This window comes from Actinopolyspora biskrensis, from assembly GCF_013408175.1.
Lineage (GTDB): Bacteria > Actinomycetota > Actinomycetes > Mycobacteriales > Pseudonocardiaceae > Actinopolyspora > Actinopolyspora biskrensis.
In genome coordinates this window covers 835925-861932 of sequence record NZ_JACBYW010000001.1, presented here as the reverse complement: position 1 = coordinate 861932, position 26008 = coordinate 835925, and the positions used below count along the sequence as shown (strand labels likewise).

At 68.7% G+C, this 26008-nt stretch carries 23 protein-coding genes; 1 reads left to right on the top strand and 22 read right to left on the bottom strand.

Annotation, left to right across the window (positions count from 1 at the left end; genetic code table 11):
- Positions 1–123 precede the first annotated feature (123 nt).
- From FHR84_RS03690 to FHR84_RS03670, 5 genes are all read right to left on the bottom strand, one after another.
- Positions 124–2097 carry a DUF2264 domain-containing protein gene (locus FHR84_RS03690; RefSeq protein WP_179533981.1) on the bottom strand — a complete coding sequence of 658 codons (1974 nt, stop codon included), beginning with the start codon at positions 2095–2097 and terminating at the stop codon, positions 124–126.
- Positions 2094–3092, bottom strand: coding sequence for a hydroxyacid dehydrogenase (locus FHR84_RS03685; protein ID WP_179533980.1), 999 nt, complete (start codon positions 3090–3092; stop codon positions 2094–2096). The genes FHR84_RS03690 and FHR84_RS03685 overlap by 4 nt, the downstream gene beginning before the upstream one ends.
- Positions 3089–3889, bottom strand: coding sequence for an ABC transporter permease subunit (locus tag FHR84_RS03680; protein WP_179534402.1), 801 nt, complete (start codon positions 3887–3889; stop codon positions 3089–3091). The genes FHR84_RS03685 and FHR84_RS03680 overlap by 4 nt, the downstream gene beginning before the upstream one ends.
- Positions 3890–4002: 113 nt before the next feature.
- Positions 4003–4941 carry a carbohydrate ABC transporter permease gene (locus FHR84_RS03675; protein WP_179533979.1) on the bottom strand — a complete coding sequence of 313 codons (939 nt, stop codon included), beginning with the start codon at positions 4939–4941 and terminating at the stop codon, positions 4003–4005.
- Positions 4938–6293: an ABC transporter substrate-binding protein gene (locus tag FHR84_RS03670; protein WP_179533978.1), complete on the bottom strand. Its 1356-nt coding sequence runs from the start codon at positions 6291–6293 to the stop codon at positions 4938–4940. Before FHR84_RS03670 ends, FHR84_RS03675 begins: the two co-directional genes overlap by 4 nt.
- Before the next feature lie 237 nt (positions 6294–6530).
- Between FHR84_RS03670 and FHR84_RS03665 the strand changes: the two genes are divergently transcribed.
- Positions 6531–7649: a substrate-binding domain-containing protein gene (locus FHR84_RS03665; RefSeq protein ID WP_179533977.1), complete on the top strand. Its 1119-nt coding sequence runs from the start codon at positions 6531–6533 to the stop codon at positions 7647–7649.
- 51 nt (positions 7650–7700) lie between these two features.
- On the opposite strand, the gene FHR84_RS03660 is transcribed toward FHR84_RS03665, so the two are convergent.
- From FHR84_RS03660 to FHR84_RS03585, 17 genes are all read right to left on the bottom strand, one after another.
- Positions 7701–8549, bottom strand: coding sequence for an SAM-dependent methyltransferase (locus tag FHR84_RS03660; RefSeq protein ID WP_179533976.1), 849 nt, complete (start codon positions 8547–8549; stop codon positions 7701–7703).
- 146 nt (positions 8550–8695) lie between these two features.
- Positions 8696–9316 carry an acetoacetate decarboxylase family protein gene (locus FHR84_RS03655; RefSeq protein ID WP_179533975.1) on the bottom strand — a complete coding sequence of 207 codons (621 nt, stop codon included), beginning with the start codon at positions 9314–9316 and terminating at the stop codon, positions 8696–8698.
- A 423-nt stretch (positions 9317–9739) separates the two neighbouring features.
- Entirely contained in the window at positions 9740–10744 is a 1005-nt protein-coding gene (locus FHR84_RS03650; protein ID WP_179533974.1) for a terpene synthase family protein, read from the bottom strand.
- A 69-nt stretch (positions 10745–10813) separates the two neighbouring features.
- Complete coding sequence (locus FHR84_RS03645) at positions 10814–12163, bottom strand: cytochrome P450 (protein WP_179533973.1); 1350 nt, start codon at positions 12161–12163, stop codon at positions 10814–10816.
- A gap of 14 nt (positions 12164–12177) precedes the next feature.
- Entirely contained in the window at positions 12178–12333 is a 156-nt protein-coding gene (locus tag FHR84_RS03640; RefSeq protein WP_179533972.1) for a hypothetical protein, read from the bottom strand.
- Between the two features lie 1044 nt (positions 12334–13377).
- Positions 13378–14583 carry a metal-dependent hydrolase family protein gene (locus FHR84_RS03635; protein WP_179533971.1) on the bottom strand — a complete coding sequence of 402 codons (1206 nt, stop codon included), beginning with the start codon at positions 14581–14583 and terminating at the stop codon, positions 13378–13380.
- Between the two features lie 12 nt (positions 14584–14595).
- Positions 14596–15777 carry an MAB_1171c family putative transporter gene (locus FHR84_RS03630; protein ID WP_179533970.1) on the bottom strand — a complete coding sequence of 394 codons (1182 nt, stop codon included), beginning with the start codon at positions 15775–15777 and terminating at the stop codon, positions 14596–14598.
- A complete protein-coding gene (locus FHR84_RS03625; RefSeq protein ID WP_179533969.1) occupies positions 15768–16307 on the bottom strand; it encodes a hypothetical protein in 540 nt (179 codons plus the stop codon). The genes FHR84_RS03630 and FHR84_RS03625 overlap by 10 nt, the downstream gene beginning before the upstream one ends.
- Before the next feature lie 69 nt (positions 16308–16376).
- On the bottom strand, positions 16377–16754 hold the full coding sequence (locus FHR84_RS03620) for a hypothetical protein (protein WP_179533968.1): 378 nt from the start codon (positions 16752–16754) through the stop codon (positions 16377–16379).
- A gap of 572 nt (positions 16755–17326) precedes the next feature.
- Positions 17327–17953, bottom strand: a complete 627-nt coding sequence (locus FHR84_RS03615; RefSeq protein WP_218861924.1) for a class I SAM-dependent methyltransferase — start codon at positions 17951–17953, stop codon at positions 17327–17329.
- 146 nt (positions 17954–18099) lie between these two features.
- On the bottom strand, positions 18100–18837 hold the full coding sequence (locus FHR84_RS03610; protein WP_179533966.1) for a polyamine aminopropyltransferase: 738 nt from the start codon (positions 18835–18837) through the stop codon (positions 18100–18102).
- A 664-nt stretch (positions 18838–19501) separates the two neighbouring features.
- Positions 19502–21019, bottom strand: a complete 1518-nt coding sequence (locus tag FHR84_RS03605) for an acyl-CoA synthetase (RefSeq protein ID WP_179533965.1) — start codon at positions 21017–21019, stop codon at positions 19502–19504.
- A gap of 86 nt (positions 21020–21105) precedes the next feature.
- Positions 21106–21957: a p-hydroxycinnamoyl CoA hydratase/lyase gene (locus FHR84_RS03600; RefSeq protein ID WP_179533964.1), complete on the bottom strand. Its 852-nt coding sequence runs from the start codon at positions 21955–21957 to the stop codon at positions 21106–21108.
- Between the two features lie 160 nt (positions 21958–22117).
- The gene (locus tag FHR84_RS03595) at positions 22118–22639 is read right to left on the bottom strand and encodes a MarR family winged helix-turn-helix transcriptional regulator (RefSeq protein ID WP_179533963.1); all 522 of its coding nucleotides are present in this window, start codon (positions 22637–22639) and stop codon (positions 22118–22120) included.
- Positions 22640–23007: 368 nt separating this feature from the next.
- Positions 23008–23142 carry a hypothetical protein gene (locus FHR84_RS22735; protein WP_281361184.1) on the bottom strand — a complete coding sequence of 45 codons (135 nt, stop codon included), beginning with the start codon at positions 23140–23142 and terminating at the stop codon, positions 23008–23010.
- Positions 23143–23239: 97 nt separating this feature from the next.
- The gene (locus FHR84_RS03590) at positions 23240–24499 is read right to left on the bottom strand and encodes an aminotransferase class I/II-fold pyridoxal phosphate-dependent enzyme (protein WP_179533962.1); all 1260 of its coding nucleotides are present in this window, start codon (positions 24497–24499) and stop codon (positions 23240–23242) included.
- Positions 24496–25818 (bottom strand): KamA family radical SAM protein, encoded by a 1323-nt coding sequence (locus FHR84_RS03585; protein WP_179533961.1) that lies wholly within the window; start codon positions 25816–25818, stop codon positions 24496–24498. The genes FHR84_RS03590 and FHR84_RS03585 overlap by 4 nt, the downstream gene beginning before the upstream one ends.
- Positions 25819–26008: the final 190 nt, after the last annotated feature.

The window sequence follows — 26008 nt, the reverse complement described above, 5'->3', positions numbered from 1 at the left end:
GTGGGACGAACCCCTGTCCCGAGACGTCACCGGCCCCGGAGGGGACCGGACCGTTCGGGCACGCCACCCCGCTCCCCGCGACCGCTGTTCTCCGTCGCCCGGTGGCGCCCGGCGAAAGCCGGTTCACGGAACTCCGGGCAGCTCGACCGTGGTGCTCATCCCGTCGGGCCATTCCACTGTCACGTCGTGTCCGCCTTCCCCGTCGGGGCGCGCCAGTACGGTGGGATCCGCCGGTGGCGCTCCCCCTCGGTCGAGGAGGACGCCTCCGGCCAGCACCTCGCCCACCGGAACACCGTCGGTGGCCAGCCACGGGATGGCCGTCCACGCACCGAGCGGACTCGTGCCGAAGTCCGCTGCGAGCCCGCCGCCGGTGAAACCACGAATGCCGGACACCAGCGAACGCAGTTCGGAGCTCTCGAACGACACCCGCGCACGCCGCGTACCGTCCCGAGCCGCGGGTTCGCTGTCGGAGGCGACCGGCCAGCCGCCCATCCGGACGAAACAGCCCGGAGCGAGCGCGTCCGAGCCTGCGGCGTCCACCCGGACCAACCGCACCTCCGCTCCGGCGCGCAGCACCGAGGCGACCGTCAGCACCGGCCCCTCGACGACCGGTCCGTGCCTGCCGTACCCGTGGTCGGCCGTCTCGTCGTCGTGCGCATCGATCCAGCAGGCCCGGCCTCGGGTGGCCGCCGTCAGGACGTCGCCCGCCGCTTCGCGCGCGTACAGCCGCTCGAACCCGGTCCGGTGCGTCGCGTTGCCGTCCGCGGAGACGATCGCCACCGTGTTGTCCACGGGGTCGACGACGGTGGCTCCGGTGAGCGGGGGCGACGTCGCCGTGGAGTAGCCGATCCTGGCGTACAGCGCGGAATCGGCTCTGCGCTCACCGGGCTCGGCGTGATCGGTGCCGTGGTTGAGCACGATCGCGACACCGTCCGCGCGGCGGTGCGAGACCAACCACCCCGGCGCGGCCACCACCCGACCGTGGTCGGAACTCTCGCTGGGCAGCGGTTCTTCGACCGCGTTCCAGACTGGATGGTGCGCGGGCAGGGCCAGCCCGAGCATCCCCTTGCTCGCCCAGTACGGCGACCCCGCACCGGAGTAGGCCTGCCGCATCCCCGGCCAGGAGCCGTGCCAGCCCAGATTCAGCAAACCGTCCGAGTCGGGAACGCCGTGGTCCGTGAAATGCCGCAGGACACCGCTGCACACCCGGCGCACCAGCCCGGGAGGCTGTCCTCCGTGCCCGGTGATGGCACCGACCCAGAACGGTGCCGCGGCGGCGAAGCGGTAGATCAGGCTGCGCCCCTGCAGCAGCGGTGAACCGTCGGCCCCCACGAGATGGACGAGATCGTCCAGACAGCGGGTCAGGTCGGCGGACCACGTGCTGTAGGTCTCGGCCGTGCACAGCGAGCCGACGACGTCGAACCACTGCGTCCACAGCATCGGGTACAGGTGCAGCGCCCAGCCGACGTAGTGGTCGAAGGCCCGCTCCCGCCCGTCGCTGTACCAGCCGTCGCCGCGCCGCAGCGAGGCGTGCACGGCGAGGTCCTCCTCGATGTCGGCGGCGGACCAGGGCCCGCCCACCTCACGCAGGAAGGACTCCACGATGACGCGGAACCACACCCAGTTGATGGGCGGATACGATTGTCCGACCACAGTGGACAACCAGTCGACGACCCGCAGGCGCACGCGATCGTCGAGCTCGTCCCACAACCACCGCCGCGTGATCCGCAGGATCAGCGCGATCGAGGCAGCCTCGACCTTGGCCTGCCCCAACTCGTCCGGCCGGGGCCAGCGTTCCGGCGAAGCCGGATCCGTGCCCGCGGCGAGCCCCTCGGCGTACCGCTCCAGCAAACCGGTCGGATCACGCCCCTGCTCACCGACCACCCGGAACCCCTGCAGCAGGAACGTGCGCGCGAACCCCTCGAGACCGTCCGCACTCGACCCGTTCGCGCTGACCGGGCCCGGCAGGTCGAAACGCGCCCCCAGCGGGGACCGGTACCGCTGGACCGCGTGCAGCAGCCCGTCGGCCGTGCTCGCCCAGTGCTGCCGCGTCCAGCCCGTGTACGGGCTCAGCTCACGGTTCTCCACCGGTGTCACGCCTGCACCTCCAGACTCCGCCGCGTCACGGGGGCCCTGGGCGGAAGCCCCGAGACGTAGCGATGCAGCTCGTCCAGGGCCGCCGCGCTCATGCGCCGGGTCTCCTCACCGAGGGATCCCGCCACGTGCGGGGTCAGAACCACGTTGGACAAACCGTGCAACGCGGAATCGGCGGGCAACGGCTCCGGATCGGTGACATCGAGAATCGCGTAGATGTCCCGAGCACGACACGCCCGCTCCAGGGCGGCGGTGTCCACCAGGGCGCCCCGGGCCGTGTTGATGAGCACGGCACCGGGCGGAAGCGCCTCCAATTCGGGCTCACCGATCATCCCCCGGGTCCGCGGCAGCAGCGGCGCGTGCAGGCTCAGCACGTCGGCCTGCGGCAGCGCCTGCTCCAACGTCGCCGGTAGCGCACCGGCCGCGGTGATCTCCGCGGGGTCGGCCACGGGATCGACCACCAGGATCCTGTTCGAGTCGAATTCCCGGAGCAAGTGGACCACGCGCCTGCCGACCCGCGAGAAGCCCACCACCACGACGGTCTGCTCGTCGCGCATGCGCACCTGCCGGTCACCGTCCCAGGAGTGCGAACGGCCGAGCAGGAACGGAACCTTCTTGCCCGACCAGAGGACCGCGGCGAGGGTGTAGCGCGCCACCGGCTCCGCGTTGACATCGGCGGCGGTCGTGACCAGCACCTCCCGGTCGAAGACCTCCTCGCCGACGTGCCCCCGCACACTGCCCGCCGCGTGCAGCACCGCTCTCAGCTCGGGAGCCGCCGCCATGACGTCCGCGTCCAGCGGGGGGCACCCCCAGGAGGTGATCAGCACCTCCACTTCGGCCAACCGCCGACGCACCCCGGCGGAGCTCAGTTCCGCACTGCTGACGGGATCTCCCAGCGAGGCCAGTTCACGCAAGCGATCCATCTCCTGGTCGCCGAACTGGGCGAGCAGGGTTTTCCGGTCCATCACCAGCAGCGCTTCCGGGCGCTCCGAACTCATTTCACACTCCCCGCGGTCAAGCCGGACCGCCATTGTCGTTGCAGCACCAAGAACGCGACGATGATCGGGAACACGGCGAGCAGTGACCCCGTGATCACCAGGGGGTTGTACTGCGGGAACTGGGACACTCGAGTGCTCCACTGATACAGCCCCAGACTGAGCGGAAAGAGCCTGGGATCGGTCAACATCACCAGCGGAAGGAAGAAATTGTTCCAGATCTGCACGAACTGGAAGAGGATGATGGTCACGAACCCGGGGCGCATCATGGGCAGCGCCACCCTGAAGAACGTCTTCAGCTCTCCCGAACCGTCGATGCGCGCGGCCTCGAGCACCTCGTCCGGCACCGCGGCCTCGGCGTAGACCCGCGCCAGGTACACGCCGAACGGATTGGTCAGCAACGGCAGGAACACGGCCCAGAACGTGTCGACCAGCCGGAACTCGGAGGCCATCAGGTACAGCGGCAGCGCCAGGGCCGTGGTGGGCACCAGCACCCCGGTCAGGGTCACCGCGAACAGCGTGCGCCGCCCCGGGAAATCCAACTTGGCGACCGCGTAGCCGCACGCGGTGCAGATCAACGCCCCCAGCACGGCACCGACACCCGCGTACAACACGGAATTGCGCGCCCAGGCCAGGAACACACCGTCCGCCTCGGAGAACAGGGCCCGCAGATTCGCGGGGAGGTTCCAGTCCGCGAATTCGAACGCCGAGGTCGTGGAGAAGTCCCCGAGCGACTTCGTCGAGGAGGTGACCAGCCACACCAGGGGAAGCACGCTGTACAGCGCCGCGATCCCCAACATGGCGTGGACCACGGTCCGCGAGGTCCACGGTGAGGGTTCCCGCCCACCGCGCCGACCACTCCGGCCCGGTGGGCCACCGACCGCGGACGTGGCGTTGACCGTCGTTGACGCACTCATCGTGACCTCCGGGCGGAAATCCGCATCACCACGGCCGAGAGCACCGCCGAGACCAGACCGAGCAGCACGGAGGCGGCCGCCGCCCGTCCGTAGTCGCCGGCGACGAATGCCGAGTCGTAGACGTAGAGGCTGGGGGTCCAGGTGCTGGTCACCGCCCCGGTGAAGCTCTGCAGCACGAGCGGTTCGGTGAACAGCTGCAACGCACCGATGATCGTGAACACCAGCCCCACGAACAGGGTGGGCCTGATGGAGGGCAGCTTCACCGACAAGGCGGTCCGCATCGGCCCCGCACCGTCCACACGGGCCGCTTCCAGCAGCTCACGGGGGACCGTCCGCAACGCGGTGTAAAAAATGATCATGTTGTAGCCCATCCACTGCCAGGTGGCGATGTTGACCACCGACGGCAGGATTCCGTTCGCCCCCAGCGGGTCGATCGGAGCGACGGCACTGATCGGGCCGATGTCGGGGCTGTAGAGATACCCCCAGATCAGCCCGGCGATCACCCCGGGAACCGCGTAGGGCAGGAACACCGCGAGCAACCAGACCTGCTTCAACCGCGCGACTGCGGAATCGATCAGCAGCGCCACGACCAGCGCACCACCGAGCATCAGCGGCACCTGGACCACGGCGTACAGCGCGACGTTGCCGACACCGTGCAGAAAATCGGGGTCGGTGACGACATCGGCGTAGTTGCCGAGAGCGACGAAAGCGCGGCTGGGCCCCGAGAACCCCAACCCGCTCAACCGTTCGGTGAACAGACTCAGGTACAGCGCGTACGCGACCGGCGCCAGCACCGTGCCGAGGAGCAGCAGGGCGAAGGGCGCGCACAACAGCACCGCCGCGCCGCCGAAACGAGGCATCCGCCCCGCCGGGGTCCTGCCGAGAACGACGGCTCTGCGGCCGGAACGCGCACCACCGGAGGTGCTCCGGCTCATGTCGACCCCCCCTCGATGACCGAGAGCCCCGAACCGCGCATGGACCGCACCGAATCGTGCTGGACCCGCTCGATCGCCTCCACAAGCGTGCTTCCCCCGGTCACGACCGGGCTGAACCGGTTCTCCAGGGTCGAGAAGAGCCCGAGCGCCGTCGGACCCCAGGTCCAGTCGGACACGCGACGCACGGCCTCGTCCAGCACGTCGTAGATGGGCTCGCCGAGGAAGTAGCCGCTCCGGTAGCTCTCCCGGGCCACGGCACGGTTGGGAACGTAGGCGGGCAGCAACGTGGTGAACGAGGCGGCGATCCCGGGCACCTCGGGATCGGTGCTGAGCCAGCGCAGGAAGGTCAACGCCGCTTCGGGCACGTCACTCTCGGCCGAGACCGCGAACGCGCTGCCGCCCTGCATGCCGGTCGAGGGAACTCCGTCCCAGGTCGGCAACGTCGTCACCGCCCATCGCCCCGAATCCCGCGGGATGGACTTGTTCAACGTTCCGGCACTCCACGCCGCCCCCAGCAGGCTCCACAACCTGCCCTCGTGCATCGACGCGATCCAGTCCTGGGTGCCGATTCCGTCGCTGCGCACCAGGTCCGCGTCGATCAGCTCCTGCCAGTAGCGCGCGGTGCGCAGGGTGCCCGCACCGCCGATGTCGACCTTCCAGCTGTCCCCCAGGATCTGCCACCACGGGTCGCGCGCCTGCCAGGCCATGCCGGCGAAGAACGAACCGTCGTTGAGCGGGAACGTGGTGAGCCGAGCCGCCGGATCGATCCGGCGCACCTCTTCGGCGGTCGTGCGGAACTGCTCCCAGTCGCTCGGCACGGCGAGCCCGTGGGCGTCGAACAGGTCCTTGCGGTAGTACAGGACCATCGGGGCCACGTCGAAGGGGACCGCCCAGGTCCGACCGTCCGGCCGGACCGACCGCCACGCCGCGGAGGAGTACTCGGGGGCGAGATCGGACGTGTCCTCGGTGATCTCGCGCAATCCGCCGGTAGTCAGAACCTGCGGAAGCCCCTGGTACTCGACGTGCATGATGTCCGGCGCGTTGTGCGCGCGGATGGCGTTGGTCTGTTGGGCGTAGCCCCCGGACAGCCCACCCGCGAGCACGTTCAGGTCGACGAAGACCTCGCGCTGCGACGCGTTGAAGGCCTCCACATACCGGTCCATGCCCGTCAACCAGGACCACATCGTGACCCTGGTAGCACCGGAGGAGGCTTCGCGCGACGCGCACCCGGACAGGGAACCGGCCAACATCGCTCCCGCACCCGCCGCGCCAGCCGTGCGCAGCAGCGTGCGACGGGAGACGGTCGCTCGCCGCTCGCCGGAACGGTGCCCGCCACCTCTCGCTTCGTCCATGAAGCCTCCCGCTCCTTCCGTGGCTGGGTGATGACAGTCACCTCACCGCGTGGCATAGTTCCGAGTCAACACAATCGCAACCAAACGTTCACAATCGATCAGAAACGAAACCACCTGCTGTGCGTTCGTGTTGATCTCACTGCCCGAATCGGACGAACGGGTAACGCCGAACGGCCGACGTGGCCAGATCGGACGGACGTTCGACGCACTCACCGGTGGTTGGAATCGGAAACGACCATGACCCTTTCCGCCGAACGGCAGAAGCTCATTCTCTCCGCCGTTCGTCAGCACGGCGCCGTCCGGATATCCGACCTCGTCGAGCGCTTGGAGGTCACAGCCGTGACCGTTCGTCGCGACGTGAAGGAGCTGGCCGACAGAGGACTGGTCGCGCGCGTCCACGGCGGAATCACCCTGCCGCAGCGCCCCGAGAGCAATGATCAGCCGGGGATCGACGGCAACCCGGTGACCGGGTCCACCAGGACCAGGACCCTGGCCGGCATGGTCACCCCCTCGGTCGAGTACTACTGGCCCGCCGTGATCAAAGGCGCGCAGGCGACGACGGCCTCCTCCAGCGGGAGGCTGGTGCTGCGCGCTTCCTCCTACGACTCCACCGAGGACCGACGGCAGGTCGCCAAGCTGTTGGAACACGGTGTCCAAGTGATGCTGGTAGCTCCGACGACCACGGGGAACGAAGGCGTCGAGCTGCTCAGGTGGCTCGGCTCGCTGCGGGTGCCCGTCGTGCTGCTGGAACGCCTGCCCCCACCCGAGCTGCCCGCACTGGCTCTGGACGCGGTCACCTCAGCGCACGACGTGGGAGCGGGGTTGGCGATGCGCCACCTGATCACCCTCGGCCACCGGAAACTGGGGATCCTCACCTCACGGTCCAGCCCCACGAGCAGAATGCTGCGTCGCGGCTGGAGGGAGGCGATCGACTCGTTGGGAATCCCCGACACCGACGACCTCGAGGTCGAGGTCCCCACGTACGGCTCGGCCGGGTGGGGCGACGCCTACGACGACGTGTTGCGCCGCTGCAGGCGGGAGAACACCACCGGGCTGCTCGTGCACTCCGATCGCGAGGCGGTCGGAGTGGTCGAACGCGCGCGCGACCTCGGCATCGACGTGCCCGGCGAACTCGCCGTGCTGGCCTACGACGACGAGATCGCGGCGGCCGCGGACCCACCGCTGACGGCGATACGCCCGCCGAAGCACCGCGTCGGAGCACTCGCGGCCGAACTGGCGCTGACCAGGACCGTGGAGAACTCCGACCGACCGGTGCACCGCGTGCAGCTCTGGCCCACCCTGCACGTGCGCGAGACCTGCGGAGCCGCCGAGAACACCGAGCTCCCGGCGCGGTGACCGCGCGCGGTCGCCGCGCCGCACCGGACGCGCTCCCGACAGCCGGAAGAATCAGTCCAGCACCCCGACGGCGGCGTAGGAGTTGGCCCGCCGGGCCTGCTCGTCGCTGACGGACCGCTCGGGACGCCAGTGGTCCAGCGGCACCACTCCCGGCTCGACCCACTGATACCCGGCCCCGACCCGGTCAAGCTGCTCACGGCTGATGAAGCGCACGTGCGGGGTGGGTGTGGAAGCCATCATCGCGCGGAACGCGTCCACCTGCGCGTCCGTCAACGACAGCTGGGTCATGTGCGACAGCACGAGCACGCTGCCGGGCGCGCACGCCTTCCGGTAAGCGGCGACCAGCTCCACCGGGTCCACCTCCCCCAGCACCTCCAGGAGCGCCACGGCCAGCACCGCCACCGGACGCGTGAAATCCAACAATCCGGTCACGCCGGGCGCCGAAAGCACCTGTTCGGGATACCGGGCATCGGCCCGGGTCACCGTCACCCGCGAGCGCCCGTCGAGCAGCTGCCGCGCGTGGTGCACCGCGATCGGCTCCACATCCACGTAGGCCACCCGCGCGTGCGGGTCGTACTGCTGGGCGATCTCGTGCACATTGCCCTTGGTCGGCACACCCGACCCCAGATCCAGGAACTGGTCGATGCCCCGGTTCACGCAGTAACGCACCGCCCGACCGAGAAACGCCCGATTGGACCGGGCATGGCTGTAGGCCCACTCGACGTTGCCCGGCACGGACGCGTTGAACTCCTCAGCCGCGTTGCGGTCGACCTCGAAGTTGGCCGCCCCGCCCAACAGGTAGTCGTACATCCGCGCGATGTTCGGTGCCGAGTGGTCGACCTCGCCGGTGGGGGCCTGGTCGGCGTAGCGGGCATCGTCACTTCCGGGATTCCCCTCCATGCCCGCATCCTCGCAGCAACACCCCGTGCCGGTCACGATTCACGACGTGAGCACCGCCGCGGCCGGTACCGCCCGCACCGCGGCGGGTGTCCCGCGCCGGTTCCCACCGCCGGCGAGGGCCCATCGCACTCGTTCGGTTGAGCGCATCACCCCTGTGCGGGTGGGTCCGCTTCCGCGCCGAACCGCATCTCGAAGTCGTGCATCGCGAGACTCAGGAACGGCCTGCGGCCGTGGAGCCACCCCAGTGGACCGTGCGGGTCCGGGTACCACGACGCGGTGCGCACGGCAGCGCGACCGCGCACCCGCACCCGGCTTTCCACGATGTCCCCGGCCATCGGCTGAGCGAGCCGATAACCCAGCGGCCACTTCCCCGGCAGCGTCACCCGGTCGCCCAGGGACGCCGAAGCGATCCCGTGCGCCTCGATCCGCAACGGCTCCGCGGACTCGACCCAGAACGTGGCACTCTCCTTGGGAATGCCCCACAGCGCGCGACCACCCCGCCGGGAGGCCTCGCTGTCCACCCAGATGTGGGTGACGCACGCGCGGAGCCGGGCCCCACGCCGCACGAGCACGGCGGCGAGCAGCTCGTTGTACTCCAACACGCTGCCGGACCGGTAGAGGACCCACGCGGTGCCGACGACGCCCGCATCCCCCAGCAGCACCGGTGACAACCCCTCCGGGACAGCGGGAAGCAGCCGCTTCGGCAGTCGCCACAACGACACGGACAGCTCGCCGCACAGCCACCAGGGTTGTGGCGGGTAGGTCATGTCCGTCCCGACTCCCGTGCTGGGCGCAGATCGTGGTTCTTCGACGACCTCGTTCGCCCGCAGCATACCCGAGCCCGCGCACGCTCGAACAACGCTGAACGCCCTGCCCGGGGCCACCGCCGAACCGCCCAGTGCCCCCGGCTCATCTGGACACCTGCGGCACGGGACAACGTGATCCGGATACCTACTCGGTTCTTTTGGTCGTGGCGTGCTGGCCGACCGCCGGTCCTCGGCATTGTCGTGCGGCCACCGCAGTAGCGCTGCACGCACGGCCTGGAATCCCGGCCGGCGTTTCCGCGAAAATCGTGCGGTCCGCCCCGACTCCGCACGCCCGGGTTGTCTTCCCGACAGTTGGTCGCGCCTTCTGTCGCTGACCGTGGCCGATCGCGTTGGGCAACCGGCCTCTCACCGAGCTCACCGCGATCACACGTACCACCACCAAGCGATCGAGGGAACATCGGGGGGAGGTTTCAGCGTGTCGTCCGACGGAGTGTCACAGACAGCAAACGATGTTTTCGCTTGGCTGTAGCGCGCGCTTTCGGACGCCCAGTCGAGGTGCGCTCGAATTCCACTCTTGACCAGCTGGGCGAACCTGATGAGATCAGCACTGGTGGCACTGGTTTCGACTTCCTGCTCACGTACGAGGAAGAGGCGGAGGATGCGGTCCCGCAGCGCGACGCCCTGGCGCAACGCTTCGGTGAGACCGAGCCCCCTCTCCCGCATCAGCACGGAGAACAAGTGTTGCGACGACGGGCGCTCCCTGTCTTCTTTCTGGAACGAATGCCGGTCGTTGTCGAGGATGAGCACCGTGACCGCGCTTTCCAGCATTGCCCGGACAGGCGGCGCATCGATCTCCTCGTCGGAGAGGTGGATCCGCTCAGCCAGAGCGACGAGGTGATAGACCGACTCCCCGGCACTGTCCTGCTCTCGGAGGTGTACGTACTCGTCCAGGGAAGGTAAGCGCTTGCTCACGTGGTTGCTGTGCCGCCAGCACGCCGCGAACAGCCAGGCCCGGTGTGAGTCGACGAAACGACGAAACTGCGTGCTGCTGCCCAAGTCTCGCAGTTGGTTTCCAACGTCCTGCAACGCTGCGGACCAGGGGTCATCACGGACAGGTGGGTGTGGCCGGGTCAACGCGCGTTGCGTGGTCGCCACGACGACCGGGAAGGCGTGAGGTAGCCGCGTGTCCAGGTAGTCGTCGAAGGCAAAACCCCACGAATTCCAGCACGATATCGCCTTCAACCGCGCTAGGGGTGCTGTCGGCGCGAACCGCCCCATGAACGTCGCCGAGCGCACGATATCGGCATAGTACGGCTTGATCCCGAAAAACGCGCCCCATCTCTTGGTCTCACGCTCGGCCTGCTCGGCGGCCGGGTTCACCGCCGAGGTGATATCGGCAGGACACCAGAAAGGGGGAACATCTGTCATTGGCTGCTCTCTGCTCTCGTTTCGCCTGCTGTCCGCCCATGAGAGCCCGAGGTCGTCTCACGGTGCTCACTACCGGCGAGCTATGGCACGCATGCGCAGTGTGCGGGGGGTCAGTGAAACCCCCAGAGCAGGCCGGACATGTTGACCCGGCAGCCCCTGTAACCGCCATCGAGCCACGATGGTCGCCAGCGCCAGGGTGACCTCTGTCAGGGCGAACTCCGTGCCGATGCATTTGCGGGCCCCGTCCCCGAAGGGGATGAACGATCCGGGGGTTGGCTTGTGGGGACTGCCCCAGCGATCCGGATCGAAGCGCTCCGGGGCGTCGTAGAGATCTTGGTCGTGGTGGACGAGGTAGGGACTGTAAACGAGGTGTGTACCGCAGGGGATGTCGTACGTGCCGAGTCGTGTGCCGGCGGTGCTCACTCGCGTGAACAACCAGCCGGGCGGGTACAGTCGCAGCGTTTCGCTGACCACCCGGGAGGCCAGCTCCAGCTCGGGAAGATGTTCGTGGCGGGCTGCGGAACCGTCCAGTACATTGCCGGCCTCCGTGTGCAGCCTCCGATCGACGTCGGGGTGCTGGTCCAGGAGGTACATCGCCCAGGCGAGCGTGGAAGCGACGGTCTCGGTTCCGGCGACGAAAAACGTCACCAGTTGATCGACCAGCTCGGACTCGGAGAACTCGTTCTCGTCGTTCTCGGTGCTGCTGACGCGCAGCAATGCGGACAGCAGATCGCCCTGATCGCTATCACGCAGCCGACGGTCGACCACGATCTCTCCCAGGGTTCGGCGCAGACGTGCGCGAGCTCGGAAGTAGCGACGGTTGCCCGGAGTGGGCAGCTTGTCGAGCTGAGTCGGCAGGAGCATCCGCCGATACATGCCCGCGAAAAGCGTCGATACGTCGGTCAGCATGTGGCTGCGGACCGTTGACGAGCACGCACCGGCCCCGATTGTGTCCAGCAGGATCCGGGAGCTCACCGTGAACATCTCTCTGGGCAGGTCGAGGACCTCCTCGTCGTACCAGGTCCCGGTCACCTCCTCGACGACCCGAGTCATGACCTGTGCGTAGTCGGACAGACGCCGGTGGTGGAAGGCGGGCTGGATCAAACGTCGTTGCCGACGATGAACGTCATGGGGACAGCTGCCTACCCCGTCACCGGCGATCTCTCGCGCTCGTGCGTAGAAGGGGCCGCCTTTGTCGAAAGTACGGTCGTCGCGTAATACGTGCCGGGTCAGTCCCGAGTCGCATACCACCACGGCCGTGGCCGGCCCCAGGTGAATGCGTACCAGGGAGCCGTACCGCGGCAGGCAAGACAGGAACGCCAGCGGATCACGCAGCAGCGGCACGAGATGACCAAGCACCGGATCACGCTTCGGTGCGACAGGGACGGACGACAGCTTCCTTCCGGCCACTTCGCGCATCGCGATCTCCCCGATCACCCTTGTGTGGAATGTTCTGATTCCTCACCCTGCTGCTCGTTCCTGCCCGCCCAGGTTTCGTCGGTGATCTTGTTCCTCCCGCTGACCCGTTCGTACAGCTTCTTCCCGTTCTCCGGTCGTCGCGCGGACGGAAGCGGCGGCTTTTCCCGCATCGGTCCCCGCGCCCATGGACATGTTTCCCCTGGGCGGTATTACCGGACGGCATCACGTTCGCCCGCCACTCGGTCGTCGAGGTTCTTCGACGGACCACAGGAAATCACCGACAAATCGATCTTGACACAACACGAACGGCCACAGGCGACCGTGCTTTGCTTTTCCGGTTCGACAACCCGGGTGGGCACGTCGCACACCCCAACGAGGCGAAATCTTCGACGAAACTCGGAACACAACGAGGAATGCTGTCGGCATCTCGGCTCGCCGATGGTTCGCATATCGATACTCGACGGTAGGCGCGAACCTGTTTTGGGTCAATGATTTTGTCGCCCGCACACCCCAAAGAATGAATGATCGAGCACGATCATTGCTACCACCCGGTGAATCGAGTTATTCACTCTTGACGTTTTCGGTGGCCACCAGCATGTCATGCCGAGTTGACGGGGTGGGACGCCGGCAGAACCTGTGATCCGTCCTCCGGAAGGCCGTTCCGGTCGCTGCTCGACGTGCATGAGAAGTGAGCACCAGCCCTTCGGCGTCCCCTACAGCAGCACGACGACGGGCCTTGCCTGCACTGATGCCGATCTCGACCACGGTCGCACTCCCCGTGTCTCCTTGGACCGTGGGAGCCCCGCGCCGACAACGGCGGCGAGCTCAACCCCGTGGACACCTGGGCAGCGTTCCGAACGGTGCTCGGTGCCGGGCGTCGAGTTCACGTCGTCAACAAGAATCACCTGGACGTTTCCCGTCGCCACTCCTTTGCGCGACGACCTCGACCGAATCCGGGGAAGCAGCAGTTCTTCGACATCTCGCCGCCCCTCCTGCCGCACTTGCTGCACCTCTCGAAACCTTTCCCGCCGAACGAGGCAGGAGTTCCGAGGAACCGGGCAGAAGCGGTCCCCGGAGGACGACCATGCAGGACGTGCCGCGTCACCAACCACCTCGGCCCTCGCCCACTCCACGAACGAACCGCCTGCCCCGTGGTGCCTGCACGTGCGGGAACGGGCCCGACCGGAGCGAGTCCGGGCGGGCCCCGCCCGGCTCTACCCGACGGCGACGTCGGGAGTGGTCGCGCGCCCCCGGGCGAGCACGAGCCGCTGCTGGTGCAGCGCGGTCACGTCGGCGAGCGGATCGCCGTCGACCACGAGGAGGTCCGCGGCGTGGTCGGGAGCGAGCCGGCCGACCCGATCCAGACCGAGCGCGCCGGCCGCCCCGCTGGTGGCCATGTCGATCACGCGTGCGGGGGACCAGCCGACCGCGTCGGCGTAGTAGCTCAGCGCACCGGCGTAGTTGTCGAACACCGACGTGGGCAGCCCGCCGTCGGTGCCGGGCACGAACCGAACACCGTGCTCGTCCATCCAGTGGAGCCGGTCCAGGGCGGCCCGCGAACGCTGCTCACCGACCACGAGCCGCTGGAAGGTCCTCCAGTCCGGCGGGTAGGCGTGGCACACGACGGTCCCCTTCTCGGCGATCTCGCGGGCGACCTCGTCCCGCAGGTCCGAGCCGGAGTTCTCCGCACCCTGCCACGAGCAGTGCTCGATGGTGTCCACACCGGCCGCTGCCGCGGCCGCGATCGCCTCGGTGCCGTGCGCGTGCGCGGCCACGGGGAGCCCGGCCGCGTGGGCTTCCCGCACCACGAGGGCCAGGTCCTCGGCGGAGAACTGGCTCTGCCAGGTGGGCGGCGAGTCGGGGGTCATCTCCCCGCCCGAGGCCATCACCTTGATGACGTCGGCGCCGAGGGCGGCGTTGCCCCGGACGCGCTCGCGGATCTCCTCGGGCCCGGAGACCTCGCCGCCGAAGAACCAGCAGTGCCCCTTCGGCGGGGTCAGCGGCGGACCGGACCCGAGCAGGCGCGGGCCCGCGAGATCACCGCGGTTGATCGCGTCGCGCACCCGCAGCACCAGCCCGTCGCGGTCACCGAGGTCCCGCAGAGTCGTCACCCCGGCCCGCAGGGCCTGCTGCGCGCGACCGGCGATGCCGAGCAGCAGCTCCGCGTCGTCGGCCTCCCGGTAGCGGTCGAGCATGCCGAATCCGGCGTCCCACGACAGGTGGACATGGGCGTTGATGAGCCCGGGCAGCACGGTGCCGCCCACCGCGGTGTGGCGCCGCGCGTCGTCGGCTTGCGGTTCGACTTCGGCGCGGGGGCCGACGGCGGTGATCGTGTCCCCGTCGACGAGCACCGCGCCGTCCTCGATCCGCTGTCCGGCCGGGCCGGGCACCACCTGGTCGGCTGTGATGAGCTGTTGCATGAGTATCCGCTTTCAGTCGTGGGCGTCGAGGGCTTGGGCGAGTCGGACCAACTGGCTCACATCGGTGTCCACGGTGGCCGCGGTCGTGGTCGGTGCGGCCACCAGCAGGGGCGCCGACGATGAGGGGGTGTGCCCGCTCGCGCGCAACTCGAGCGCGCGGCGCACGGCGTCGGCCTGCTCGGACGGACCGGCCTCGGGGTCGCAGCCGACGTCCCGCAGCCAGGGGCTGAGCTTGGAGAGGCCGTCGCGGCATTCGATCGCGCGGCGCCAGAACGCGCGGTGCACCTGTGCGGCGGAGAACCGGTCCCGCCAGAGCTGTCCCGGTTCCCGGCGGGTGTGGTCGAGCGCGTCCTCGGGGAAGGCCCGGTGCATTCGCTCCCACAGCGGCCGCAGAGCCCGGTACTGGCGACGGTGGTGCAGCCAGACCCGCAACGTGGCCCACCGGGCGGCGATCCCGACCGCGAGCAACCCGCTGATCCACAGCACCGCACCGAGCTCGATGAGCGAGGTGGCGCTGGTGGCCAGCGTGTCCGGGACCGCCAGGCCGAGCCCGGCGGCGGCGACGTACAGTCCGCGCCCGGCGGAGGCGAGGCCGAACAGCACCATGCCCGCAGCTGCCAGCCGCAGCCCGAACCGCACGCGGGAGCTGGACTCGCGTCCGTAGCGCACCGCCCAGACCGCGGCGGCGCTGCAGGAGTACGTGAAGTAGACGAGAGCCACCGCGTAGAAGACCACGACTTCGGGGCGGTCGAGAGCGGCCTCCTGCAACCGGCCGCTGGCCGGGTAGGCACCGGCCTGGAGCCGCGCCGGGGTGGTCGCCATCGACAGGGACAGCACCACGCACACGGCCACGGCCGCGGCACCGTCCCACCATCCACGCAGCGGCACTCGTGGCCGTTCCTCCGCGCGGCCGGAGGCGTATCGCGTCCCGGAGGCCGACAGCAGGAAGAACAGCATCACCGCGTAGAACCCGAGCGCCAGCGCGCAGTTCTGGATCAGCTTGCCCACGCCAGGAGTGATCGCGCCGTCGCTCAACGCCCGCAGCGCGGTGATCATGAACGCCTCACCGAGCAGCAACAGCACCAGCGCGACCACGATGACCCACAACCCGCGGTCGCGGGGGCTGCGGGCGAGGCGATAACCGAACCAACCGGTCATCACCAGTTCGAGCATCTCGGTCGGCGTCACAGCCATTCGACCTTGTCTCCAAGCACACGCCGCAACCGGTCGTCACGGGCACCGTTCGAGGGCAGGGTTACACCGTCCTGCGCGGCGGCGCGGCCGAGCAGGACGGTCGCGATCGTCTCGGCCTCCCGCTCGACGCGCGAGTTGTACGAGGTGCGGCGGAGCGTTCCCGTGCTGCCGTCCGGGTCGATCTCGGACAGGTCGTTGACCGGCTCCAAGGGGTGACCGCCGAGGACGTGCCCGAGTTCGTGCGCCACGACGTGCTGCTGGTGCAACGGGGTCGCCACGCGCTGGTACAGGATGTAGATCGCCTCGTCCCGCGGCTCCGGTGCGTACCGGATGGTGAGCCCGAACGGTCCGTGCGCGGGCAGATCGAACGGTGCTGCCACGATCGGCACCGGCCAGATCGCGCTGAGGCGCTCGCACACCTCGAGCATGTCGGTGGGTTCCGCGATGCCCGCTCTGCGCAGCGTCGAACGCAACTGCCGCCGCAGCCGGGCCTCCTCCCGGCTCTGTCTCCAGACCTGCCGTAGCGACACGTTCCTCCCTCGATTGCCCGGACCACTGTGCTGTCGCGGCCGGCCGCGGTGCCACCGGCCGCAGGGGTCTCACTCGCCCGGATCGGTCCTCCGGCGCTTCTGGTGCAGGAACCGGATGAAGTCCGCGACTTCCGCGCGCCCGTTCTCGTCCAGCTCACCCGCCCTGTTCAGCAGAACGGGCAGTTCGTCGTCCGCGCCGGACCGGCGGCCCGTGAACGAGTCCGTCGTCGTGCCGAAGAGCTCGGCGAGCGCGCGCACCAGGTCCCAGGTCGGTACGTGCTTCTGGTTGGCCACGCCGTGCAGGTGCTGCCGGGAGATGGGATGGCCACGCTCGGTCAGCGCACGTGCCAGCGCCGGGATCGACCACGGACGCCCGTCGTCCTGGACCTGCTCGTCCATCAGTTCGTACAGCCGGCTCGCGAACGCCTCGCGTCCCTCGTCTGCCACGCCGAGCCTCCAATCGGTCCCCCAGCCGCATCCACGTCAAACATCCACAACATCACTGTCGCTGATATTTGACAACTGATGCATCCGGCCGTATGTTCCCAAGTGCGTCAAGAATATCTGACACGATGAGCTGCCCACAGCCTGCGTCAGGTGTAGCGAGGAAGGGGGATGAGCTTGGAACCGAGGCCGCGCTGAACGAGATCCTTGACCGATCACCCCGGCCGAGGCCACCCCGGCCAGGGCATGCGGTCATGCGCAACCGGCCGCAGAGCCACTCGTTCGAGCCGGCCAGCCGGCAGGACTTCGCAACGGGCCTGCTGTGGCGGACAGAGCGCATCCGGCTGTCCAGAACCGCTCACCCTCGTGGAAACCGCCTCCGCCGGAGCCGTTCCGGCGAAGCGGTCGGGCGCGACGTGGCGCTCATCCGAGCTCGGCTCCACGAGGCCTCTCCACTGGGGGTAGAGGCCTCGTGAGCGGCTCAGCTCCCGGGGTCGGCCGCGGTTGCGCCGCTCGGGATCCGATGCGCCCTCGAGAAACCACCGGCACACGAGCACCGCAGGAGCACCACGCCGTCACGGCCGATCGGCGAGCACGTGGAAGGCGACACCGGCCTTGGCCCGCGACACGGAAGCGACCCGGAACCCCGCCTGCTCCAGCAACTCAACCGGATCACGCGTGAGATGGTCGGCCAGGAAACGAGTGGTCCCGTGCTCGGCCATCCGCATCCCCGCGCGCACGACCGCGTTGTCCGACGGCCCGTGCTCGACCAGCACACAACGTCCCCCGGGACGCAGCACGCGGTGAGCCTCGCGCAGCGCGGCGACCGGATCCGGGATGGTGCAGATCGTGAAGGTCGACACCACGGTGTCAGCACTGGCTTCCGGGAGGTCCAGCTCCTGAACGTCCCCCTGGTACAGCTCGACCCGATCGGCGAGCGCCTCGGTGACGACGCGCTCCCGCGCCAGCCACAGCATCCGCTCGGACAGCTCGACCCCGACGACGGTGACGTCCTCCGGATACAACGGCAGGTTCAACCCGGTGCCCACCGCGATCTCGACGACCCGGCCACGAGCGTGACCGACGGCCCACCGCCGACCACCGGGAAACAGAAACCGCTCGCACATGCCGATCTGACGGTCGTAACGGTCGGCGACTTTGTCGAAGAACCGGCGCACACCGGCGTTGGTGGTCGTACGCAAGGTCCACTCCCCTCCCATGACGCGCCGCGGCGGGACCGACGCGGTCGACGCCCCGCCTCACACGGAACCACCCACCGGCCGGCGAGACCACCCCGAATCCGGACACAGCCGGAGACTCGCGGCGAAGCGGAGACGGGCGCTCGTCCTCAGGCGCGGTCCGCCTCGGTGCTTTCCAGCACGGCCGTGTAGACGGTGTTGCTGGACGTGCCACGGGTGTAGGGGTTGTCGAACGTGACGACGTGCGCCCGCACCACGGCGAACACCTCCGCCAGGGCCGCGATGACCTCCTCCTGCGGCGGATCGTCCGACCACAGCGCGAACACTCCGCCCGGATGGAGGTGCCCGGCGAGCCGACGCAGGCCTTCGACCTCGTAGAGCCAGGCGTGGCTCGGGTCCAGCACGTGCGTCGGCGAATGATCGATGTCGAGCAGGACGGCGTGGAAGCGCCGCTGCGGCACCTCGGGGTCGAAGCCCGCGTCGGAACCGGCCATCGCGAAGAAGTCCCCGTGCACCGGACGGACCCGCGGGTCCGAGGTCAGCTCCGCCCCCAGCGGCAGCAGACCGCGACGGTGCCACTCGATGACCTCACCGAGGGACTCCACCACGTGCAGCGAACGCACCCGCGGATCCTCGAGAGCGGCGTGCGCGGTGTAACCGAGTCCGAGCCCGCCGACGACGACATCGAGATCGGCGGCGGACGAGGCGGCGAGCCCGAGCCGCGCGAGCTCGATCTCCGCCACGGTGAACAGGCTGGACATGAGGAACTCCTCGTCCAGCTTGATCTCGTACACGTCCTGGTCCAGCGAGCGGTCCCGGCGACGACGCAGGCTGATCAGACCGAGTGGCGTCGCGCGCCAATCGAGTTCCTCGAAACGAAGGCTCACTGGCCACATCCTTTCCGCGCTGTCGCTCCACGGTGCCGATGACCGTGCTACGACCGCGATGTTCGACTGATGATTTCCGGTCGGATTGCTGGTGGAATCGGCGGCTACCTCGGCGCGGCGGCGCCGAAGCCCGCGGCACGCCCGCGCCAACCACCGCTTTCGGCGCACGATGAGGCCGCCGCCCTGTCGGCCGGGGTTCGGACGTGCGGAGAAGACGAGAACACGTGTGCGCAGGTAGACCACACACGCCGCGAAGATCGTCACAGCAGCATACCCGCACCCCCCGCGCTCACCCGAACCGGGAGCGGATCGAGGAGCCGCGGCGGACCGGGAGTCGGCACTGGTGAGTCGTGCTCACCGGTGCGGGACTCGACGGCCCCGGCCGACGACGCCCGCTCGCACAACGGTGCTCCGCTGCTGCGCCACCGCACGCCGCACCGACTCGTGCAGCGCTCCGTGCGGGCGTCCTCGACCGCGACGCACCTGAGCTACGAACCGACCCGATGAGCGCTGCCCGAGCGCCGAACGCGGTCCGCACCCGCGCGTGCCGCGGGCCGGACGTACTCGAACGCGGCGGCGTCGGACCCGGTTCCGGCGGGTGTGCGGCCACCCGGCGGTTCCAACGGCTCCGGCACCCACCGGCAGCCCCGCGAGCAGCCCGCCCTCACGTGTGCTCCCGCCGGAGCGCGGCCTTGTCCACCTTGCCGGTGGCACCGCGCGGCAGCTCGTCGACCAGGCCGATGCTCCTGGGGACCTTGTACTTGCCGAGCCGCTCCGCGAGGAACTCGCCGAGCTCGGTGGTATCGGCCCGCCCGCCGGGGTGGACGACGACAACGGCCTTGCCCACCTCGCCCCACGTGGGATCGGGCACACCGACCACGGCCGCGTCCGCGACCGCGGAATGCTCGTGCAGCACCGCCTCCACCTCGGCCGGGTAGACGTTCTCCCCGCCGGAGACGAACATGTCCTTGATCCGGTCCACGATGCGGTGAAACCCGTCTTCGTCGACGGTGGCCACATCGCCGGAGCGGAACCAGCCGTCCTCGGTGAAGGAGTCGGCGGTCTCCGCGGGCCGCCGCCAGTAGCCGTCCACGACGTTGGGCCCCGCGACGAGCACCTCGCCGGGTTCGCCGACCGCGGGCACCGTCCCGTCCGTCCGCTCCAGACGGACGTCGCTGAAGAACGCGGGCTTTCCCGCGTAGCCGATCCGGTCCGTGCTGTCGGCGGCGCTCAGCAGCAGCACCCCGGGCGAGGCCTCGGTCATGCCGTAGCCCTGCATGAAGGCCAACCCCCGTTCGCTGTAGCGCCGGATGAGTTCCTCGGGAACCGGCGCCCCGCCGCACAGCAGGAATCGCAGGCTCGACAGGTCGGCCTCGGACCAGCGTGGAGAACGGCTCAACGCGTCGAACATGGTCGGAACCCCGAAAGCCAGCGTGATCCGCCGCTGCTCGATGAGGTCGAAGGTGGCCTCGACGTCGAACGTCTCCGCCAGCACGACCGTCCCGCCCTTGAGCAGAGTGGGCAGACAGGTCATCCCCAGCGTCGCGCTGTGGAACAGCGGAGCGTTGAGCAGGGTGACCTCGGTACTGGTGAGGTCGACGTCCACCACCACGTTGAGCGCGTTCCACACGGCGTTGCCGTGGCTGATCCGGGCCCCCTTCGGCCGCCCGGTGGTGCCGGACGTGTAGAGGATGAGCGCCGTGTCCTCGGCGGCGACGGGTTCGTCGCGCGGCTCGGCCGGAGCGGCCGCGATCAGGGCCTCGAAACCGTCGGCGAGCGCCGCGTCGTCGGCCACGGCGACCAGCTTCAGCCGGGGGAAGCGCTCCCGCAGCGCGCGGGCGGTGTCGGTGTGCCGCCGGTCGTGGACGAGCACTCCGGCGCCGGACTCGTCCAGCACGAACGCGAGCTCGTCCGTGGCCAGCCTGGTGTTCAGCGGGACGAAGACGGCACCGAGCACCCCGGCGGCGAACAGCGTCTCCAGCAGCGCCGGGTGGTTCGGGCCGAGGTAGGCGATCCGGTCACCGCGGCCGAGTCCGCGGCCGTGCAGCCCGTTGGCCAGCGCGTGGACGCGTCCGCACAACTCACCGTAGGTCCGGGTGCGGCCCCGGTGGACCGTGGCGATGCTGTCCGGAGTGCTGCGAGCGCGTCGGGCAGGCCAGGAGCCCAGTCCCTGGTTGCGCATGCCTGTCTCACCTCTCCCGCCGCGGCGGCCTCCCGTGCGCGCTGCCGCCGCGGCACGATCGCGGGGCTGTTCCGGGGCGCTCGCGGCTACGCCTCGTGCCCGTGGGCGCCGAGCCCCGGCCGGTAGCTCTTCTCGTCCAGGAACCGCGTGAGACCCTGCTGCTTGCCCTGCTCCGGATCGTGACCGGTGGCGGCGTCGAGCTTGGCGTAGAGGTAGTCCTCGGCCTGGTCCCAGGAGAGCTGCTGGACCTTCTTGAAGCCGACCTTGGCCGCGCGCAGCACGTGGGTGTTCAGCCCCGCCAGTCGGGTGGCCACCTCCACGGTGCGCGTGCGCAGCCGCTCGGCGGGCACGGCCTCGTTGACCAGGCGCATCCGCTCCGCGCGGCGGCCGTCGAAGGTCTCGCCGGTCATGATGAACCACAGCGCGTCCCGCGAGGGCACGGTCTCGGCCAGCGCGCGGGAGACGAGCCCTCCGGGCGGGATGCCCCAGTTGACCTCGGACAGCCCGAACGTCGCGTCCTCGTCGGCGATGGCCAGGTCGCAGCACACCAGCGGGGTGAAGGCGCCGCCGAAGCACCACCCGTTGACCATGGCGACGGTGGGCTTGGCGAAGTGGATCAGGCGTCGCCACTGCCACTCCGCGCTCTCCCGGCGGGCCCGGTTCTCCACGTGCGGCGGGGCCTGCTCGACCTCGCGGAAGTACTCCTTGAGGTCCATACCGGCCGACCAGGCCTGGCCGTTCCCGGTCAGCACCACCACGCGGACCCGCTCGTCGGCCTCGAGCCGTTCCAGCGCCAGGGTCATCTCGCGGTTGAGCGTCGGGTTCATCGCGTTGCGCTTGGCGGGCCGGTCGAACGCGAGCCAGCCGATCCCGGAGTCGTCGACCTCGATCGTGACGGTCTCGTACCGGTCCGTGGCGGATTCGTGCGCGGTGGTCACAGGGCGGCTCCTCGTGCGGGGAAGCGGACGGGGCGGGCCCGCGGGCCGAGCACCCCGCTGCGACAGCAGCGAATTGATCAGGTTCCCTGATAGTGCACAGAGGAAAAGGAACGCCGCAATACTCCATTCGGGCTGCGCCGCCGGCCGGGACGCGGGCGCCTCAGGACTCCGCGGCGGCGGGTCCCCCCGATCCGGAACCGCGGTCCACGAGAGGAGTCAGCGCGGCGTGGCCGCGCTCGAGACACTCCCGGAACACCATGCGCTCGCCCGGGTTCATCGAGTCGAGCACGCGCTGCTCGAGAGCGTCGATCAGGGGAGCGCAGGCGGTCACGAGCTCGTTGCCGCGCCGGGTCAGGCCGATCAGCAGCACGCGGCGGTTGGTCTCGTCGCGCCTGCGGTGCACCAGCTCGCGCCGCTCCAACCACCGCACCATCTCGTGCATGGTCTGCGGAGTCACGAACGAGCGCCGCGCGAGCTGGGCCGAGGACAGTTCCCCGCGCCGTTCCAGCACGGTCAGCGCGGTGTACTGCAGCGTGGTCAGGCCGTGCGGGCGCAGCGCGTCGTCCATGAGCGCCCGCACGACCATCTCGAGCCGCTTGACCAGGTACAGCGTCAACGGCGCGTCGGCATCGGACGCGCCGGGGCCGTCGTCGTCCTCGGCGTGGTCGGTCACGCGGGTCATCGTGTCACCCGCCCCGGGCGCGCTCCGCTCCGGATGGAACAACTCGCCTCGAGACTCAATTCATCAGGATGTCTGATTGTCTGATGCGGGTCCGTCCACGCCCCGGAGACGCCTTCCGCTCCCCGTGCTCAGGACTCCGCGAGGTGCGGCGGGAACTCACCGGCGCTTTCCGCTCGGGTCGTCGTGGGCGGTTGCCGGGGCGGTGTGCGAGCTGGTCGAGGTCGGCAAGGTGCGCCACTTCGGACAGTCCGAAACAAGCACAAGCAATGCCGTTCCGCGGCCACTCGCTACGACAAACGCGACTGCACCTACCAGGGCAGCCGACCGTGGCCAGCATACGCACCTGCCTCCACGAGCTCACCACAAGATCACCGAACACTGCCTAGACCACGTCCGGACGTCGACGTGATGTCCGCGAGCTGTTTGCCGTGGCGCACGACCATGCCCCGCACGATGGCCAGTCCGCGCAACCCGCCATCGGCACTCTCCGCCTGGCTGGCCATACCAACATCGCAGCGGCCACCGTCCACAAAGCACCACAGCCCGACCGGACATCGCGACGGTGAACGCTGCTCGCAGCCATTCGCGCGCCGTCCGACTTCAAGGTCGGCGCCACCGCCCGCTCAAATTGGCCAGAGCAGCGGCGAGCGTGTCCAGCTGTCTCCGGATATGGGGCAGGCCAGCGGGGTCGCGACTCTGCAAAGCTTGCATCTGTTCCTCTTCGCTGTCGCCGTAGACCATGCTGGTAGCGACACGAAACCTCAGTGCCTGGGAATCATCACCGAAATGGTGACCCGACAGGACCGCGACTCCGTGTTCCTCCAACAGGTGTTGTTGCAGCTGAGCCGAGTTCCTGATGCCGAGGTCAGCCATCGGTGCACGGAGGCTCTCGAAATCGGGGTAACAATAAAACCCGCCGGTCGGCCGGCTGTTGGTCGCGCCGGCTTCGATCAGCAACCGATGTACTGCGCTTGCGACTGCGGCATGCAGCCTCGCGTCTTCCGCCACTCGCGTTCGCAGCTCCGGTGGCTCGGAGAAAGCGTACTCGGCGACCTCCTGCATGGGGCCCGCCAGCGCCGACCACATCTCACTGGCAATCGATAGGACCGCATCGCGCAACGACCGCCAGCGTCCGGCGGCGGGAAACCTCGCCGCGCCGATCCGCCACCCGCCGAGGGCCATGCTCTTACTCAACCCCGTGAGCACCACGGTCCGCTCCGGAGCGACTTCGGCTGGGCTGAGGAAAGGCACGTCGGGATGATGCCGCAGGTCGCGGTAGATCTCGTCGCTGACGATCAGCAGGTCCTTCTCCTCCGCGATCGCGCAGATCCGGCGGACGAGCTCGGGTGAGGCCGTCGTACCCGTTGGGTTGTCGGGAATGGTGAGTACGATCAAGCCTTGTCCCTGGGCCCCGGCGACGGCGCGCCGGAGCAGGGCCGGATCCGGCACCCCGCCGTGATCTGTCGCGATCGGCACCACGTGGACCGGCTTGCGGGCGAGACGGGCTTGCGGCGCGTAGGTAACCCAACTCGGTCGGGGCAACACTACGTGACCTGGTACGACGATTTGCAAAGCCAGCAGCAATGCTTTACTGCCCGGTGCCAGGACCACCTGGTCGGGTTCGGTGGGGACTCGGCGGCGACCGAAGTAGCCCGCCACGGCGGCGCGGACTGTCGGATCACCAGCCACCGGGCCGTAAGCGCTGCGGTGAACGCCAGCGGCGAGTCTGAGAGCCAGTTGCGGGAAGACCGGAAGGCGTGATTCTCCGAAGCCGAAGTGAGCGATCGTTTCGCCCCTCGCGCGCCTCTGCGCGACGACCTCATCGAGCGCGAGGTTGGGTGAAACGGGACGCGTGGTCACTGCGACTCTCCAGCGCTTCGGACGGCCTTCGCGATGTCGTCCGGTGTGTCGGCCGTCAGCGGTCCTATCTCGCTCAGCCAGGAAGCGTGCTCCGAGAAGGGGGCGCGGAAAGGCCTGCCCACAAGGCCGGCATTCCTGGCCTGGAGGAACCTCATCCGAAAGAAGCGGCCGTCAGGCGACTGCTCTACGCCATCGATCACGATCTTGCCTGGCGTCGTCGACATGACCGGACCACGTACGGTACGTGCGAGACCGGGAAGACTCGAATAGGCCGTCTGAAAGATTGCTACCGCATCGGACAGTGGTACCTTAAAATAGTCATGCGGCCCCGTATCTCGCTCGACGAACATGTAGTAGGGCAGTGCGCCCATGGCGAGTTGAGCACGCCACATATCGCTCCATACTGACGGGGCGTCGTTGACCCGAGCGACGAGTGGTGCCTGGCAGAAGATCAACGCGCCGGTCGCGCGGAGACGCGAAACCGCTTCGCGCACCACATCGGTACCCAACTCACGGCCATGACTGACATGGGCCATGACCGCCAGGTTCCGACCCGAGTCGATCACCCGCTCGAACAGGCGCAGGAGGTCGTCGGCGTCCTCGTCGTCTACAAAACGGTACGGCCAGTAAGCGAGCGCTTTGGTACCTATTCGGATACATCGCACTGTGGGCACGCTCAGGAGTGGCTCGATGTGCTCCCTGAGCCTCTCGGTGCTCATCATCATAGGGTCGCCACCGGTGACGAGGACATCCTCGACCTCGGGATGATCTGCGAGATATGCGACGAGCTGCGATGGTTCTACCGCGGCGAAGCGGATTTCTGAGTCGCCGACGAACTGAGCCCAGCGGAAGCAGTAGGTGCAGTACGCATGACACGTCTGACCCTGCTGCGGGAAATACAAGATCGTCTCGCGATACTTGTGTTGTAGTCCCGAGGTCGACTCGCCTCCCAGCAGAGGAACATTGAACTCCCGCTGACCGGAGGGATGAGGGTTGAGTCGCGCCTGAATCTGCCGTACTGTGTCGCGTTCGGCCCGCTTCCCGTCGGCTACTGCCTCCTCGAGCCGCTGGACGTCTGCGTCCGACAGCATTCCTGGTTGCGGGAAGAGCATCTGGAACATCGGATCGTCCGGCACAGCGTCCCAGTCGATCATCTCCGACAAGACGTATTCGTTGACACGGAAAGGAATTACGCGGCAGACCAGTTGAGCGTTGCGCAAGAATTCAGCGTCCAGCGAGAAGCGGCTGGCTATCTCGCTCAAATGGCGAGGGCCGTAAGCCCGGTACCGCATCGTTTCTGTGGCGCCGGGTAAATTCATGGCCGACCTCCCTGAATGCGCTTCAATAGCTGCAGACGGCCGCGGGCTGCGGTGCGCACCAGCGGACGGAAATAGATCTGCGACAATGATTAAAAGGTATCAACGGCATCCTCGAAACCTGACAGGTCACCACGAAATCACGCATGGAGCACGTTCGTGGAGCAATGGGTCAATCGAATGCTTCTTCAGG